This is a genomic window from Sinorhizobium sp. CB7 (assembly GCF_041357635.1).
GTDB lineage: Bacteria > Pseudomonadota > Alphaproteobacteria > Rhizobiales > Rhizobiaceae > Rhizobium.
Genome location: NZ_JAULLL010000015.1, coordinates 17,720 through 33,539, shown reverse-complemented (window position 1 = coordinate 33,539; position 15,820 = coordinate 17,720). Strand labels below are relative to the sequence as shown.

Genomic DNA, 15,820 nt, shown 5'->3' with positions numbered 1-15,820 from the left:
CGCCAGCCGGCAAATAAAGGAGAGAAGAAATGAGTAACATTCTCAACACGAGCGTGAGCCGGCGCGCCCTTATCGGCGCCGGTCTGGCCGGCGCCTCGCTGCTGGCCATGCCCGCCGTCCTGCGCGCGCAGGACAAGTCGCTGAAGGTTGGCGTCTACGGCGGCTATTTCAAGGACAGCTTCGACAAGAACATCTTCCCCGATTTTACCAAGGCGACCGGCATCGCGGTTGAATCCGTCGCCGAGCCGACCGGCGAAGCCTGGCTCGTACAGCTCGAACAGGCCGCCAAGGCCGGGCAGGCACCGGCGGACGTCTCGATGATGTCGCAGGTTGCCATGCTCAAGGGTCAGGCGACCGAGCTCTGGGCGCCTCTCGACATGGCGAAGATCAAAAATTCGTCCGGCCTCATCGATCGCTTCATCAACAAGTACCCGGACGGCCGCGTTGCGGGCATCGGCGCTGTCGCATGGTATATCACGCTGGTCACCAACACCGATGTCTACAAAGACGCGCCCACGTCATGGGCGGCGTTTTGGGATCCGGCAAATGCCGATAAGCTCGGCCTGCTGGCGCTCGTCTCCAATTCCTTCCTGCTGGAAGTCACGGCCAAGACCTTCTTCGGAGGTACAAATGCGCTGGACACCGAGGAAGGCGTTCTGAAGGCCTTTGAAAAGCTCGCAGAAGTCAAGCCGAATGTCCGGCTCTGGTATCGCGATGAGGCTCAGTTCGAACAGGCGCTGAAGTCCGGCGAAATCCCGATGGGGCAGTATTACCATGACGTCACGGGACTTGCCATCGCCGACGGATTCCACGTTCGCTCGACCTTCCCGAAGGAAGGGGGTATTCAGGACTCCGGCTGCTGGGCGCTGTCGCGCGCATCGAAGAAGACGGAAGAAGCCCATATCTTCATCGACTATATGAGCCAACCCGCGATCCAGGCAACTTTGTCACGCAAGGTCGGCACTGCACCTACGGTCAAACGCGATCTGCTCGATCTCAACGAGAAGGAATTCGCCGCCGTTTCCTCGGATATCGAGCCGATCACGCCGCGCTATGATCTTTACCAGACCAAGTCCGACTGGCTGAACCAGAAGTGGACGGAACTTATCGCCGGGTAACCGACGATCGACGGGTCGCCGGCTTGGACGGCGACCTATTTTTCCGGAGAGATTTGAATGTCTGGCTTGGCGTTAAACAGGGTGTCAAAACAATTCGGCACGTTCACGGCCGTGGATCATGTGCAGCTTGCCGTGCCGCACGGAACCTTTGTCTGCATGCTCGGCCCGTCGGGTTGCGGAAAAACCACGCTGCTGCGGATGATCGCCGGCCTGGACATGCCGACCAGCGGAGCGATCCTCATCGACGGAACCGATATTACGCCCGTTCCGACGCACAAGCGGGATTTCGGCATGGTGTTTCAGTCGCTTGCGCTTTTTCCGCATCTGACGGTCGGCGAGAACATAGCCTACCCCCTGCGCATCCGCGGCGCGGCAAAGGAAGCGCAGAAAAAGCGGGTAGACGAGCTGCTCTCGATGATTCACCTTGCCGGCTATGTCGACCGTCCGGTCAACAAGCTTTCGGGTGGCCAGCGCCAGCGCGTTGCGATCGCGCGCGCACTGGCCATCTCGCCAAAGCTTTTCCTGCTCGACGAGCCGCTCTCGGCGTTGGACGCCAAACTGCGCGAAGCGATGCAGGTCGAGCTGCGCCAGCTGCAGCAGCAGCTCGGCATCACCACGATCGTCGTCACACATGATCAGCGAGAAGCCATGACCATGGCCGATACGGTGGTCGTCATGAATGGCGGTCAGATTCGCCAGGCGGCAAGCCCGGTCGAAATCTACAGGCGCCCGGCGGACCGCTTCGTTGCGGATTTCATCGGATCGACCAACCTCCTCAATGTCGAGACCGACAGCGCCGGACGCGCGATCGTGCTCGGCCACGCCGTCCAGGGAGTAACCATTCCAGACGGACTGACGAAGGCGACGCTTTCCGTACGACCGGAAGACGTGCACCTGACGGCGCCGGGAGCCGGGACGATCAACGGCAAGGTCACCTTCATTCGCGACCTCGGCGGCACGATCGAAACTTTTGTCGATATTTCCGGCACACAGGTGATCGCCGTCTCCACTCCCCGCGAGCGGCCAAGCGTCCATGTTGGTCAGGACGTCGGCGTGACGCTTTCGCCTGACGTCTGCGTGGTGCTGAAACAATGAGACGCGAACCGCCTAAGACGCTCGGGGACTACGGGCCACTTGCTTTCCCGGCAGCGATGCTGACAATCTTCTTCGTCATTCCGTTCGGGACGATGATCGCGGTCAGTTTCTTTCAGCGACAACAGGGCGGCTTCTACACGCCTGCCTTCGTTTTTGATAACTACGCACGATTCTTCAGCCTCTTCTTCGGCAAGGTGCTCGGTTTCTCGCTCTTTCTTGCCGTTTCGGTTGCCGTCTGCTGCATCGTTCTCGGCATACCGTTTACCTATCTGCTGACCCGCATGGGCCGGAGAGCCCAGATCTTGTGGCTGATCGCCCTGCTTTCCATCCTGTCCCTTTCCGAGGTGATCATAGGCTTCGCCTGGTCAACGCTCTTTTCGCGCACGGCAGGCATTACCAATCTGCTCGTGATGCTCGGCGTGATGAAGCAAGCCGTGGCGCTGACCCCGAGCTTCCCGGCCGTGTTGACGGGCATGGTTTATCAGGCACTGCCCTATACGATCCTCGTGCTCTACCCCGCCCTGGTGCGCCTCGATCCGACATTGACCGAGGCGGCGCGCACGCTCGGTGCCTCGCCCGTCAGGTCCTTCTTCACGGTCGTGGTACCGGCGCTGCGTAACACGATCATCGCGACGCTGATCATGGTCTTCATCTTCGCACTCGGCTCTTACCTCCTGCCGCAAATTCTCGGCCGCCCGCAGCATTGGACGCTGTCGGTTCTCATCACGGACCAGGCGATCTACCAGTCCAACATGCCGTTTGCAGCGGCCATGGCCGTATTCCTCGTGCTGGTTACGCTTGCTCTCGTCGGCCTCACGATCCTGATCGGACGCAAGGGAGCGGCGGCATGAGCGTCTTCTGGCATCGTCTCTTCTTCTTTCTCATTGGCTTATTCCTTGCCGCGCCGATCATCGTGGTTGCCGGCGTCTCGATCAACGAGAAGCAAAGCCTGACCTTCCCGCCGCAGGGTTTCTCGCTTGGCTGGTACGGTGAAATCTTCCTGAATCCGGAATGGCGGAGCGCCTTCTTCGCATCGCTAATCCTCGCCGTTCTTTCCGCCGCCGTTGCGGTGCTGATCGCCCTGCCGCTTGCCTGGTTCCTGTGGCGCCGCACTGCGCCCTGGGCGAACATATTCCAGCTTCTCGGCATTGCGCCCTTTACCCTTCCACCGGTCATCACCGCGCTCGGGATGCTCACCTTCTGGGCGACCGTCGGTTCTTACGGCCAGCCATGGACCGCCGTCATCAGTCATGCGATCTTCTTCGTGACGCTGCCACTTGTGACGATCTCGCTCGGGTTTTCCGCGATTGATCGAGCGCTCGTGGAGGCGGCCGCGACCATGGGCGCCGACGATAGCACGGTGTTTCGCACCGTCGTCATGCCGCTCATTCTGCCTTACCTTGTTTCCGGCTATGCCTTTGCTTTCGTGCTGTCGCTCAACGAGTATATCGTCGCCTACATGACCGTCGGCTTCACACTCGAGACGTTGCCGATCAAGATCTTCAACGCGCTGCGCTATGGCTACACGCCGACCATGGCCTCCGTAACCATCCTGTTCGTGGTCGTGGCAGCGACGGTGTTCAGCCTCGTCGCGCGCTTCGGCGACCTGCCGAAATTGCTCGGCGCCATGTCGTCCACCGAGAAATAGGAGCCGGGACGATGAAACTCGCCGCTCTGCAAATGCAAGCCGTATGCGGCAATGCTGAAGCCAATCTCGCACGCATTGAAGATGCGGCTCGTAAAGCAGCCGCTAACGGTGCGGACATGCTTGTCGCGCCGGAACTGGCAGTTATCGGATATGGCGCGGGAGAAGCCTTTCGTCATCTTGCTTGCGAAACGAATGGCCAGATCCCTGACAGGCTCGGCGCTATAGCCCGTGAGAACGGCATTGCCATTATTGCGGGCTTCGCCGAACGGGTTGCCGACGCGATCTACAACAGCGCGCTTTTCACCGATGGCAAGGCAGCGAAGGCTGTTTACCGCAAGTCTTATCTCTACGGCGATTATGAACGGACCTGGTTTAAACCAGAGCTCCCTTCGTCAGTGCTCATGTCGGTCAATGGCATCAAGTTCGGAATGCTGATTTGTTATGACGTGGAATTCCCCGAGAACGTACGGCGACTGGCACAAGCCGGCGCCGATCTCATCGTTGTGCCCACAGCCCTCCCAAGGGGTCACTCGGGCAGCATGATTGCCGAGCATATGATCCGTGTCCGCGCCTTCGAAAATCAGGTTTTTGTCGCCTATATCAATCATTGCGGTGCCGACGACACATTCGCCTATGCCGGGTTATCTCGCATAGCCGCGCCTGACGGCACCCTCCTCGCGGAAGCGCCGGCCGAAGGTGAAAGGCTGCTTTTCGCGACCATTCAACCGCAGGATTTTGCCCGTTCGCGAGCTGAAAACACCTATCTCGCGGATCTGGTTCGGACCTGATGACACCTCCTCAGAGCTGCCGGCCTATACCAATTCGACGTCGATGACTCCCGGCGCAGAGCGCAGCGCGGCGGCGATTTCCGGAGTGATACGGTATTTCTCCGGCAAGGCCACCTCGACTTCCCGCTTGCCTTCCTCCTTGATGACGATAAAGGATACGAGGCCATCCCCCTTGGCGTTCAGATGAGCGGCAACCGCTCTCAGCGGTCCGGAATCGCGGACATAGACGCGCAGCGCCTTTTGCATTTGCAGCGATTTTTCCTCCAATGACTGAAGTGTCTGGAGCCGGAGGCTGATACCTTCGGGCCGCTCATCGGCCTGCGCTGTGATGACAAAGGATTTTCCCGCTTCCAGCACATCGCGATACTGGTTGAGCATCTCCGAGAAGAGCACGACCTCGAATTGGCCCGATGAATCCGAGAAGACGATGATGCCCATCTTGTTGCCGGTGCGCGTCTTGCGCTCCTGTTTTGAAATCACCGTGCCGGCCAGACGGCCATTGGCCGCCCCCTGCTTTACGGCTGCAGAGAAATCGGCAAATGTCTGGACCCGCATCTTCTGCAGGATGGCATTGTAGGAATCGAGCGGATGGGCGGTAAGATAGAAGCCGAGGACCTGGAATTCCCGAAGCAGCCGTTCCGATGCGAGCCAAGGGGTGAAGGGCGGCAATGAAATCCGTTCCGGGCCGGAGGAAGAGCCGCTGCCGAACATGTCGGACTGGCCGCTTGTCCGGTTTTCCTGGGCGCGCTGGGCATAGCCCATTATGCGATCGAGACCGGCGGCGAACTGGGCGCGATCGACACCGAAGCAATCGAACGCTCCGGCATAGATGAGGCTTTCGAGTACACGGCGATTGATCTGCTTCGGATCGATCCGGAGACAGAAATCTTCGATGCTTGCAAAAGGACGATCCCCTCGAACCTCGACGATATGGTCGACGGCTGATTCGCCGACGCCCTTGAGAGCGGCGAGCGCATAATAAATGCGGTTCTCACCCGTCTCGAAATGGCGGAAAGATGTCTGCACGGAGGGAGCGATGACCTCGATGCCGAGACGCTTGGCATCCTGACGGAAGTCGTTGACCTTTTCGGTGTTCGACATATCGAGCGTCATTGAGGCGGCCAGGAACTCCACGGGGTAATGCGCCTTCATGTAGGCAGTCTGGTAGGAAACGATGGCGTAGGCCGCCGCATGCGACTTGTTGAATCCGTAATTGGCGAACTTCGCCAGCAGATCGAAGATGACATCGGCCTGCGGCTTCGACACACCGTTCTTGACGGCGCCGTCGACGAACCGCTCGCGCTGCTGATCCATCTCCGCCTTGATCTTCTTGCCCATCGCGCGGCGCAGAAGGTCGGCCTCACCCAACGAGTAGCCGGAGAGCACCTGGGCGATCTGCATCACCTGTTCCTGATAGACGATGACACCCTGAGTTTCCTTCAGCAGATAGTCGATCTTCGGATGGATCGAATCAATTTCCTCTTCCCCATGCTTGCGGGCATTGTAGACCGGAATGTTCTCCATCGGGCCCGGACGGTAGAGTGCGACCAGGGCAATGATATCCTCGATGCAGTCGGGTCGCATGCCGATCAGCGCCTTGCGCATGCCCGCGCTTTCAACCTGGAACACGCCGACGGTCTCGCCGCGCGAGAGCATGTCATAGGTCTTCTTGTCGTCGAGCGGAATGCTGGCAAGATCGATCGTGATCCCGCGCTTTGCGACGAAATCGACCGCCGTCTTGAGCACGGTAAGCGTCTTCAGACCAAGGAAGTCGAACTTCACCAGGCCGGCCTGCTCGACCCATTTCATGTTGAACTGGGTGACCGGCATGTCGGAGCGTGGATCCCGGTACATCGGCACCAGCTTCGACAGCGGTCTGTCGCCAATCACGATGCCAGCGGCATGGGTCGAGGCGTGGCGATAAAGACCCTCGATCTTCTGGGCGATGTCGAGCAGACGCGCAACGACCGGCTCCTTTTCAGCCTCCTCCTGCAGGCGCGGCTCCTCCTCGATTGCCTTGGAAAGCGGCGTCGGGTTAGCAGGATTGTTCGGGACCAGCTTGCAGATCTTGTCGACCTGACCATAGGGCATCTCCAGCACGCGACCGACATCGCGCAAGGCCGCGCGAGCCTGCAGCGAACCGAAGGTAATGATCTGCGCCACCTGCTCGCGGCCGTACTTGCCCTGGACGTAACGGATCACCTCTTCGCGCCGGTCCTGGCAAAAGTCGATATCGAAGTCCGGCATCGAGACGCGCTCCGGATTGAGGAAGCGCTCGAAGAGAAGGGAGAAGCGCAGCGGATCGACGTCGGTGATGGTCAAGGCATAGGCAACGAGCGAGCCCGCGCCCGAACCGCGGCCCGGCCCTACAGGAATATCGTGCTGCTTGGCCCATTTGATGAAATCCGAAACGATCAGGAAGTAACCCGGAAACTTCATGCGCTCGATGACGCTCAGCTCGAATTCCAGTCGTTCGCGATAATCCTTTTCCTCATAACCCGGTGACATGCCAAGTGTCGCAAGACGCTTGTCGAGGCCTTCGATCGCCTGGCGGCGCAACTCCGCCGCCTCGGCACGCTCGGCCTCTTCCGGGTCCGCCGTCGCACCGGTGAAACGCGGCAGGATCGGCTTGCGTGTCTTCAGGACGAAAGAGCAGCGTCTTGCGATTTCCACGGTGCTCTCGAGCGCCTCCGGCAGATCGGCAAAGAGCTTGGCCATATCGGCCCTGCTCCGCAGATAATGGTCCGGAGTCAGGCGGAAACGGTTGTCATCGGAAACGATGGCATTGTGGGCGACGGCCATCAGCGCATCATGGGCGTCGTAATCGTCACGCGTTGGGAAAAAGGCCTCGTTCGTGGCGACCAGCGGCAGATCGTGCTCATAGGCAAGCGTGATCATCCGGTGCTCATGACGACGGTCATAGGTGCCATGCCGCTGCAGCTCGACATAAAGCCGGTCGCCGAAAAGCTGCTTCAGCCTCAGAAGACGGGCCTGGGCCTGGGCGCCGTGCCCATCCCTTAACGCCATATCGATCGGCCCCGTCAGGGAACCGGTCAGCGCAATCAATCCATCTGTTCCGAGGTCATCCAGCCACGAAGCGCGGATATGAACCGCCTGGTTGCCTTCGCCGCCGAGATAGGCGCGGCTGACGAGATCGACCAGCCTCTCATATCCCGGCTCGGTCGCTGCGAGAAGCACGATCGACGGCAACTTGGCAAACGCCTGATGCCCTCCCCGCTTCTCGGTGTCGAGGTCATCCTCCATATCGATCGCAACCTGGCAGCCGATGATCGGCTGCAAGCCCTCATCCATCGCCTTCTGGGAAAACTCCAGAGCAACGAAGAGATTATTTGTGTCGGTAATGGCGATCGCTGGCTGATTGTCGGATGCCGCCTTCGCCAGGATCTTCTTGAGGGGCAACGCTCCCTCAAGCAGCGAATAGGCGGAATGCACGCGCAGATGGACGAATTCCGGCGTTTCGCCGATCCGATCCGCAACGCTACTACCTGCCTGTTCCGCCATGACACGCCTTCTCGCTTCTCAATGAATCAGCGGTGCATTGTCGGCATTGAGGGCGACAGAGTCCAGAAGTCGAAGCAGGGAATATGACAGGCCGGAACAGGAAATTACATCGCCATCATGATGAGCGAAAAACTGGCGACGAACATGGCAATGGAGGCGAATGCTGCGATGTCACGAATAATATCAGTCATTTGGCATCTCCTTACTCGTTATGTTTCTAATTTGTTCCATCTATGTTCCATTGTCAACAGGAATCTTTTTATGCCGGTTCCGCCTGCCCGCTGCGCCTCCAGCGCCTTCTCACCGCTTGGAAAGCTGCTAACGATTTAGGAATTGGTTTGTGCCCAGACTGGAACCCCATCGAAACGGGAGTAAAATATGCGCTTTGGTTTGACCGGCCTCTTCCTGCTTTTTTCCGCGGTTGCGGCGGTTGCCGAGCCGATTTCCGCAGACCGCATCATCGATGGCGCGACAGGCGACTGGAACAAGGACGGGCAGCAGGATCTAGCTCTGCTGGTCGCACCCGCCGAGGATGGCGAGGATATCGGCGTCTATATCTATTTGCGGGACAAGGACCATGCGCTTCTGAAGCTGACCGTGGAGGCGCCGAAGAAGGTATGGGGCAATGCAAGCCTTGACGGCCTGTTCGGCCAGGATCCTTCGATCAAGGGACTGGCGAATGGTTCGATAGCGGTCCATTCGGAAAACAGCGGCGTAGGACGTGACCGATGGGAACAGATGCTGACATTGGCCTATCGCAATGGGCATTTCGTCGTGGCCGGTTACAGCTACAGCTACTACGACACGCTCGATCAGAACAGCAATGGGTCCTGCGACTACAACCTTCTCGCCGGCCGGCTGACAAAAAACGGCAGCACGTCGCAAGCCGACGTGAAGACCGTCAAGATCGAAGACTGGAACGACGATATTGGCCAGGGCGTCTGCGGCTTCAAGACCGCAGAATAGGGCTCAGACCTCTACGACCTTTCCGTCGCTGATCGTCACGCGTCGATCCATACGCCGCGCCAGATCGTGATTATGCGTCGCGATCAGTGCGGCGAGGCCCGATTGCCGGACCAAAGCCTCGAGAGCATCGAAGACATAATGGGCAGTATCGGGATCGAGATTGCCGGTCGGCTCGTCGGCGAGCAGCACCATTGGCGCATTGGCGACGGCTCTGGCGATTGCGACGCGCTGCTGCTCGCCGCCGGAGAGTTCGGCCGGGCGATGGTCGCCGCGGTGACCAATGCGCATATAGTCGAGAAGCTGGCCGGCGCGAGCGCGTGCCTCGCCCCATGACAAGCCGGCGATGAGCTGCGGCATCATGATGTTCTCGAGCGCGGAAAACTCCGGCAACAGATGGTGAAACTGATAGACAAAGCCGATCTCGTTGCGGCGAATGGCCGTGCGCTTTTCATCCGAAAGGCCGCCGCAGGCATGGCCATTGACGATGACCTCGCCGCCATCGGGATGTTCGAGCAACCCGGCAACATGCAAAAGCGTCGACTTGCCCGTGCCGGAGGGGGCAACGAGCGCCACGATCTCGCCGCTGCGCAGCGAGAAATCCGCCCCCTTCAGGATGGAGAGGAGCGTTTCCCCCTGCCCGTAATGACGCTCGACGCCCGAGAGCTCAAGAACGACGTTCCTTTTCATGGAAATTGCAATTCCTTATTCGTAGCGCAGGGCCTGGACCGGATCGAGACGCGAGGCCCGCCAGGCCGGAAAGATCGTCGCCAGGAACGACAGGGTCAGGGCCATGATGACGACAGAGAGGGTCTCGCCGATATTCATCTCGGCCGGCAACTGGCTGAGGAAGTAGAGTTGGGGGTCGAAGAGGACGGTTCCGGTTATCCAGGAGAAGAATTCGCGGATCGATTCGATGTTGATGCAGACCACGACACCTAGGATCACGCCCGCCAGGGTGCCGACGATGCCGATCGCAGCACCCGTCATGAAGAAAATCCGCATGATCGAACCGGAGCTTGCGCCCATGGTGCGCAGTATTGCGATATCGCTGCCCTTGTCCTTCACCAGCATGATAAGGCCGGAAATGATGTTGAGCGCGGCCACGAGCACGATCAGCGTCAGGATCATGAACATGACATTGCGTTCGACCTGCAGGGCGGAAAAGAAGGTCTGATTGCGCTGCCGCCAGTCGGTGATAAAGATCTGTCGTCCGGCCGCGGCCTCGACCTTGGTTCGCAGATTGTCGATATCGTCCGGATTGCTGACGAAGAGCTCGATAGACTGCACCAGACCGTCGGCGTTGAAATAGAGCTGAGCTTCCTCGAGCGGCATATAGATGATCGTCGCATCATATTCCGACATGCCGATCTCGAAGATGCCGGAAACGGTATAAGACTTGACGCGCGGATTGATGCCCATGGGCGTCACGTCGCCTTCCGGCGAAATCAGCGTGATCTGATCGCCCACTCCCAGGCCCAGTTGGTCGGCCATGCGCGAGCCGATCAGTACGCCCTGCCCGGCGGCAAAACCCACAAGATCACCGGACTTGATATTGCTCGACACCGTTTTGAGCTTGGCGAGATCGTCCGGACGAATGCCGCGAACCAGAGCACCGGTACCAGCGCCGCCCTTGCCGGAAGCAAGCGTCTGGCCTTCCACCAGCGGCAAGGCGAGGGTCACCCCCGGGACGGCTGCCAGCTTATCGGTAAGAGCCGGATAATCGGTGAAAGGGCCGTCGACCGGCTGGACGATCATGTGGCCGTTGATACCGAGGATGCGCGTGATCAGTTCGGTGCGGAAGCCGTTCATCACCGCCATGACGATGATGAGGGTCGCAACGCCGAGCATGATGCCGATAAAGGAAAATCCGGCGATAACGGAAATAAAGGCTTCCTTGCGGCGGGCGCGCAGATAGCGCCAGGCTACCAGGCGCTCAAAGGCAGAGAACGGCCTAATAGCCGGGGAGGAGCCGGACCTTGTCTCCTGCTGCTCCAATGCCGTACTCGCCATGCCGCCTCCTGTTATGATTTCAGCCCAAGAGCTTGTTAATTGCCGCTTCGACAGACATCGTTTCGCGTGCGCCGGTCTTGCGGTCCTTGACTTCGACCTCGCCGTTCGCGACCGAACGCGGACCGACGATGATCTGCACCGGCACACCGATAAGATCGGCGGTCGCGAATTTCGTCCCCGCCCGATCGTCGGTGTCGTCGTAGAGCATGTCTCTGCCGGCCTTCGTCAACGACGCATAGAGCGTTTCGCAGGCTGCATCGCAGGCTTCGTCGCCGGCCTTCATGTTGATCACCACTCCATCGAACGGCGCAACGGACGCCGGCCAGATGATTCCGTTGTCGTCATGCGAAGCCTCGATGATGGCGGGAACAAGGCGGGTCGGTCCGATACCGTAGGAACCCATGTGAACGGCGTGCTCCTTGCCGTCCGGTCCCTGGACGCTCGCGCCCATGGGATCGGAATATTTGGTGCCGAAATAGAAGATGTGGCCCACTTCGATACCGCGCGCAGAAAGGCGATCGCTCTCGGGAATGGCATTGAAGGCAGCCTCGTCATGCATTTCGGAGGTCGCGGCATAAAGCGAGGTCCATCTGTCGAAGATCGCCTTCAAGCCGGCGACATCATCGAAATCAGTATCCGCCGCGGGAATGTCGAAATTGACGAAATCCTTGTGGCAGAAGACTTCGGATTCCCCCGTGTCGGCGAGAATGATGAATTCGTGACTGAGGTTGCCGCCGATCGGGCCGGTGTCTGCCCGCATCGGAATGGCGCGCAGGCCAAGTCGGGTGAACGTGCGCAGATAGGCAGTGAACATCTTGTTGTAGGAATGCTCGGCCCCCTCGCGTGTGAGGTCAAAGGAATAGGCATCCTTCATCAGGAATTCGCGCGAACGCATCGTGCCGAAGCGCGGGCGGATCTCGTCGCGAAATTTCAGCTGGATGTGATAGAGGTTGAGCGGCAGATCCTTATAGGACTTGATGTAGGACCGGAAAATGTCCGTCACCATCTCCTCGTTCGTCGGGCCATAGAGCATCGGACGGTCCTGACGATCCTTGATGCGCAGCATCTCCTTGCCATAGGCATCATAGCGACCGCTTTCCTGCCAGAGTTCGGCCGACTGCAGCGTCGGCATCAGAAGCTCGATGGCGCCAGAACGGTTCTGCTCCTCGCGGATGATGTTGTTGACCTTGTCCAGAACACGCTTGCCCAATGGTAACCAGGAATAGATGCCCTGCGACTGCTGTCGGATCATGCCGGCACGTAGCATCAGACGGTGCGAAACGATCTCCGCCTCCTTGGGATTTTCCTTGAGGATAGGCATGAAATAACGAGACAGACGCATTGGCGGATTCCAAGTTGGGATTCCGTCACAAACGGAATCGAAGGCAAAGATTGATGCTGACGGTTCATAGCCGCTTCAGCGCCGGAAGAAAACCCGGATTGGCATATCAACGAAGCGCTGCCATTTCGCGGAGCAAACAAAAGACCCAGCTCAAGCCAGGACGAAAAAATTGCGCATTTATAAGGGCTTGCCAAAAAATCTTGTCAACAGAAAAAATTTACCCGAGTGTAGCAAAAATGCAAAAAAACCTGATGACAAAGGCCACTCTTTGAGCTAGCTTTAGCTCATAAAAGAGGCAAGAAGGTTAAATTCTTGCCGTTCTCGCGGTCAAGTCTTGGGAGGATCAGATCTTAGGCGCGCTCGTTCGCAGCCCCGGCAACGGTTAAGGATCACGCGATATCTTAAACAAGGCTTTTAGCCTTGTTTTTTTTTGGTTTTTTCCTGAAGCACTCCCCAAAATTCTGCGGCTGTTGAAATGCCGGCTCTCGTCAGGTGAGGGCGCCTTCCGTTACGGAAGCTCTTTGCCCGATAGCCATGACAGCCGTATGACAGAGCGACGGCAATTTCGTGGCAAGTGGCATATGCTCAGATATTGAGCAATAGCCCTTTCATCAACTTTCGATCAATAGGCTGCTATGGACCAGGGCACTTCGCCTGCGAAAACGTCGCATCAATAGAAACCCGGGCCGATTTGGGGAAGTGCGTCAAAGCCGAGCTCGAGATAGGTCGAGCAAATATACCAAGCGCCGTAAATTGCGCCCGATATCACGGTCGTCAATGAGAAGACCAGACCAGCGCGAAAACGGCTCGGCGCGCTTTCGACAGTACCGAGCACGACGTCATTGTCTTCTGCCTGCGTGCGAAGTCCAATCGGCAGAACCGCAAAGATCGTGATCCACCAGATAATGAAATAAACCGCAAGGCCAGACAGAAACTGCTGGATCATTCGCTTCTCCAAAGCGACGCAAAAGCCGCTTCATGACACCCGTGGTACAGCTTATACGGCCAAATAGACGCCAACTCAAAGGTGGAGAATTGATTTCGCGGTGGAACGACCTTCTTTGTGTCACTCTGCCGCAGCAGCCGACCCCGATTACGCCTGTTCCAGCTCTATCAGCGTGCCGACGAAATCCTTCGGATGAAGGAAAAGAACAGGCTTTCCGTGGGCACCGATCTTCGGCTCGCCACCGCCAAGCACCCTCGCCCCGCTCGTCACCAGACGGTCGCGCGCCGCAATGATATCGTCCACCTCGTAGCAGATATGGTGCATGCCGCCATCGGGATTTTTGGCAAGGAAGGTCGCAATGGGCGAGGATTCGCCAAGCGGCTCGAGCAATTCGATCTTCGTATTGGGAAGCGCCACGAACACGACCGTGACACCGTGTTCCGGTAGGGCCTGAGCTTCGGAAACGGCAGCCCCCAGCATGTCGCGATAGGCAGCGGTTGCAGTCGCCAGATCGGGAACCGCAATCGCCACGTGATTGACGCGTCCGATCATGAAAACCTCCCCTGCTTTTATCATCGCGGCACCGGCGAACGCGAGTCCGTCACTACTGCATGTTTCCTTAAGTCGGGATCGACTTAGATAAAAACATGCAGGATTCAAAGCGCTACAGCGACCTTTATGCATCTGAAAGGACACGCGGCGCTGTCGTCAGACTTTTGTTATAAACACCGTAACAACCGGCTTTTTACCCCAGACATGGTTGGAGGCGGCACGAACGGCGCGCCTGACAGCCTCACGCAACATGTCGAGATCCTTGCGACGGGCCCGCGGGACGCTTTCGATCGCGCCGGCGACGGCGTCAAAGAGCGTATCTTCCATGTCTTCGCCTTCATCGTCATAGATGGGCAGGCCGATTGGAACAACCGAAGGATCGCCGATGATGTCATAACGATTGTCAAGCAGGACATTGACGGCGACGTGCCCGACATAGGAAAGCTTCTTGCGTTCGCCGATGCCCATCTCGTCGAAATCGCCGATCAACAAGCCGTCCTTGTAGATGCGCCCGTGCGGTGCCTCATCCACGATTTCAACCGGTCCCGGCGCCAGCCGCAGCACGTCGCCGTTGCGAACGCGCGGTACGGTCGCAATACCCGACTGCTCGGCCAGTTCCTTGTGTGCAGTCAGATGCGCTGCCTCGCCATGGACAGGTATGACGATCTGCGGACGAGTCCATTCATACATCTTCTGCAATTCATTGCGGCGGGGATGCCCGGAGACATGGACCAGCGCCTCGGCATCGGTGATGACGTGGATGCCCTGCTCGATCAAGCCATTCTTGATATCCTGGATCGCCTTTTCATTGCCTGGGATGGGTCGCGACGAGAAGACCACGATATCGCCGGCGGAAAAGGCGACGTTGCGCATCTCGTCACGCGAAAGCTTGGCCAGTGCCGCACGTGGTTCGCCCTGGCTGCCGGTGAGGATCACGACGATCTTGTCGCGAGGGATATAGCCATACTCATCTTCAGAGATAAACGGCTTGACGCCATCCATGATGCCGATATCGCGCGCCACGTCGACAACTCGCTTCAAAGAGCTGCCGAGCAACAACACTTCACGGCCAGCGGCTTCCGCTGCCTCGGCGACGGTGCGTATGCGTCCGACATTCGAAGAGAAGGTAGTGATCGCCACGCGGCCTTCCGCGTTTTCTATGATCCTCTGCAGGCTTTCCGAGACGTCCTTTTCCGAGGGCGAAACACCATCGCGCATCGCATTGGTCGAGTCGCATATCAGGGCGAGAACACCGTCCGCTCCGAAGTGGCGAAAGCGGCTCTCGTCCGTCAACGGCCCCAGCGAAGGTTCGTGATCAATCTTCCAGTCGCCGGTATGGATCACATTGCCGAGCGGCGTATGGATCATCAACGACATCGGCTCCGGAATCGAATGGTTCACAGCGAGGCCTTCGACGGCGAACGGCCCGGCGTTGACGCGATTACCGGCCTTGAAGAGCGTCACCGGAATTTCGCCCGTCATGCCTTCATAATCGCGCTTGGCCTCCAGCAGACCTGCTGTAAAGGGGGAGGCATAAACCGGCACATTCAGACCCGGCCAGAGATCGTTCAGCGCACCGTAATGATCCTCATGGGCATGGGTGATGAAGATCGCCTTCAGATTCTTCCGCTCATTTGCAAGAAAGCGGATATCCGGCAGCACAAGATCAACACCCGGCAGGTCCGGGCCTGGAAAGGTAACACCGCAGTCGACCATGATCCACTGACGATGCTCCGGTGTCCCGTATCCGTAGAGCGCGAGATTCATGCCGATCTCGCCAACGCCGCCTAGCGGCAGAAACACCAGTTCCTCTTGCTTCGCCATTTTGTCTAT

The 15,820-nt window shown here is 58.5% G+C and carries 13 protein-coding genes; 6 read left to right on the top strand and 7 right to left on the bottom strand.

Annotation, left to right across the window (positions count from 1 at the left end; genetic code table 11):
- The first annotated feature begins 29 nt into the window (after nucleotides 1-29).
- Genes AAE029_RS25410 through AAE029_RS25390 form a run of 5 tightly spaced genes read left to right on the top strand, consistent with a single transcriptional unit; the run spans nucleotide 30 to nucleotide 4,649 of the window.
- Nucleotides 30-1,118: a PotD/PotF family extracellular solute-binding protein gene (locus AAE029_RS25410; protein ID WP_371075686.1), complete on the top strand. Its 1,089-nt coding sequence runs from the start codon at nucleotides 30-32 to the stop codon at nucleotides 1,116-1,118.
- A gap of 57 nt (nucleotides 1,119-1,175) precedes the next feature.
- Nucleotides 1,176-2,213: an ABC transporter ATP-binding protein gene (locus AAE029_RS25405; protein WP_371075685.1), complete on the top strand. Its 1,038-nt coding sequence runs from the start codon at nucleotides 1,176-1,178 to the stop codon at nucleotides 2,211-2,213.
- On the top strand, nucleotides 2,210-3,064 hold the full coding sequence (locus AAE029_RS25400) for an ABC transporter permease (protein WP_371075684.1): 855 nt from the start codon (nucleotides 2,210-2,212) through the stop codon (nucleotides 3,062-3,064). The genes AAE029_RS25405 and AAE029_RS25400 overlap by 4 nt, the downstream gene beginning before the upstream one ends.
- A complete protein-coding gene (locus tag AAE029_RS25395; RefSeq protein WP_371075683.1) occupies nucleotides 3,061-3,861 on the top strand; it encodes an ABC transporter permease in 801 nt (266 codons plus the stop codon). The genes AAE029_RS25400 and AAE029_RS25395 overlap by 4 nt, the downstream gene beginning before the upstream one ends.
- Nucleotides 3,862-3,872: 11 nt before the next feature.
- On the top strand, nucleotides 3,873-4,649 hold the full coding sequence (locus AAE029_RS25390) for a carbon-nitrogen hydrolase family protein (protein ID WP_371075682.1): 777 nt from the start codon (nucleotides 3,873-3,875) through the stop codon (nucleotides 4,647-4,649).
- A 24-nt stretch (nucleotides 4,650-4,673) separates the two neighbouring features.
- Here AAE029_RS25390 and dnaE read toward each other — a convergent pair whose 3' ends face one another.
- Nucleotides 4,674-8,171 (bottom strand): DNA polymerase III subunit alpha, encoded by a 3,498-nt coding sequence (gene dnaE / locus AAE029_RS25385; RefSeq protein WP_371075681.1) that lies wholly within the window; start codon nucleotides 8,169-8,171, stop codon nucleotides 4,674-4,676.
- A gap of 378 nt (nucleotides 8,172-8,549) precedes the next feature.
- Between dnaE and AAE029_RS25380 the strand changes: the two genes are divergently transcribed.
- Nucleotides 8,550-9,137: a hypothetical protein gene (locus AAE029_RS25380; protein WP_371075680.1), complete on the top strand. Its 588-nt coding sequence runs from the start codon at nucleotides 8,550-8,552 to the stop codon at nucleotides 9,135-9,137.
- Nucleotides 9,138-9,140: 3 nt separating this feature from the next.
- Here the strand turns inward: AAE029_RS25380 and AAE029_RS25375 are convergent, their stop codons facing one another.
- The 6 genes from AAE029_RS25375 to AAE029_RS25350 all read right to left on the bottom strand — a co-directional run bounded on the left by AAE029_RS25375 (nucleotide 9,141) and on the right by AAE029_RS25350 (nucleotide 15,811).
- Complete coding sequence (locus AAE029_RS25375) at nucleotides 9,141-9,824, bottom strand: ABC transporter ATP-binding protein (RefSeq protein WP_371075679.1); 684 nt, start codon at nucleotides 9,822-9,824, stop codon at nucleotides 9,141-9,143.
- Nucleotides 9,825-9,839: 15 nt separating this feature from the next.
- Complete coding sequence (locus tag AAE029_RS25370) at nucleotides 9,840-11,147, bottom strand: lipoprotein-releasing ABC transporter permease subunit (RefSeq protein ID WP_371075678.1); 1,308 nt, start codon at nucleotides 11,145-11,147, stop codon at nucleotides 9,840-9,842.
- Nucleotides 11,148-11,166: 19 nt separating this feature from the next.
- The gene (proS, locus tag AAE029_RS25365) at nucleotides 11,167-12,489 is read right to left on the bottom strand and encodes a proline--tRNA ligase (RefSeq protein ID WP_371075677.1); all 1,323 of its coding nucleotides are present in this window, start codon (nucleotides 12,487-12,489) and stop codon (nucleotides 11,167-11,169) included.
- A 670-nt stretch (nucleotides 12,490-13,159) separates the two neighbouring features.
- On the bottom strand, nucleotides 13,160-13,435 hold the full coding sequence (locus AAE029_RS25360) for a DUF1467 family protein (protein ID WP_371075676.1): 276 nt from the start codon (nucleotides 13,433-13,435) through the stop codon (nucleotides 13,160-13,162).
- A gap of 147 nt (nucleotides 13,436-13,582) precedes the next feature.
- Nucleotides 13,583-13,987, bottom strand: a complete 405-nt coding sequence (gene mce / locus AAE029_RS25355; RefSeq protein WP_371075675.1) for a methylmalonyl-CoA epimerase — start codon at nucleotides 13,985-13,987, stop codon at nucleotides 13,583-13,585.
- Nucleotides 13,988-14,143: 156 nt separating this feature from the next.
- The gene (locus tag AAE029_RS25350; protein ID WP_371075674.1) at nucleotides 14,144-15,811 is read right to left on the bottom strand and encodes a ribonuclease J; all 1,668 of its coding nucleotides are present in this window, start codon (nucleotides 15,809-15,811) and stop codon (nucleotides 14,144-14,146) included.
- Nucleotides 15,812-15,820 lie beyond the last annotated feature (9 nt).

What these genes read in the sequence shown, in the direction of transcription:
- AAE029_RS25380 (WP_371075680.1), top strand. Translation starts at nt 8,550, where the DNA reads ATGCGCTTTGGTTTGACCGGCCTCTTCCTGCTTTTTTCCGCGGTTGCG.
- AAE029_RS25360 (WP_371075676.1), bottom strand. Translation starts at nt 13,435, where the DNA reads ATGATCCAGCAGTTTCTGTCTGGCCTTGCGGTTTATTTCATTATCTGG.
- AAE029_RS25405 (WP_371075685.1), top strand. Translation starts at nt 1,176, where the DNA reads ATGTCTGGCTTGGCGTTAAACAGGGTGTCAAAACAATTCGGCACGTTC.
- proS (WP_371075677.1), bottom strand. Translation starts at nt 12,489, where the DNA reads ATGCGTCTGTCTCGTTATTTCATGCCTATCCTCAAGGAAAATCCCAAG.
- AAE029_RS25410 (WP_371075686.1), top strand. Translation starts at nt 30, where the DNA reads ATGAGTAACATTCTCAACACGAGCGTGAGCCGGCGCGCCCTTATCGGC.
- AAE029_RS25400 (WP_371075684.1), top strand. Translation starts at nt 2,210, where the DNA reads ATGAGACGCGAACCGCCTAAGACGCTCGGGGACTACGGGCCACTTGCT.
- AAE029_RS25375 (WP_371075679.1), bottom strand. Translation starts at nt 9,824, where the DNA reads ATGAAAAGGAACGTCGTTCTTGAGCTCTCGGGCGTCGAGCGTCATTAC.
- AAE029_RS25395 (WP_371075683.1), top strand. Translation starts at nt 3,061, where the DNA reads ATGAGCGTCTTCTGGCATCGTCTCTTCTTCTTTCTCATTGGCTTATTC.
- AAE029_RS25390 (WP_371075682.1), top strand. Translation starts at nt 3,873, where the DNA reads ATGAAACTCGCCGCTCTGCAAATGCAAGCCGTATGCGGCAATGCTGAA.
- AAE029_RS25350 (WP_371075674.1), bottom strand. Translation starts at nt 15,811, where the DNA reads ATGGCGAAGCAAGAGGAACTGGTGTTTCTGCCGCTAGGCGGCGTTGGC.
- dnaE (WP_371075681.1), bottom strand. Translation starts at nt 8,171, where the DNA reads ATGGCGGAACAGGCAGGTAGTAGCGTTGCGGATCGGATCGGCGAAACG.
- AAE029_RS25370 (WP_371075678.1), bottom strand. Translation starts at nt 11,147, where the DNA reads ATGGCGAGTACGGCATTGGAGCAGCAGGAGACAAGGTCCGGCTCCTCC.
- mce (WP_371075675.1), bottom strand. Translation starts at nt 13,987, where the DNA reads ATGATCGGACGCGTCAATCACGTGGCGATTGCGGTTCCCGATCTGGCG.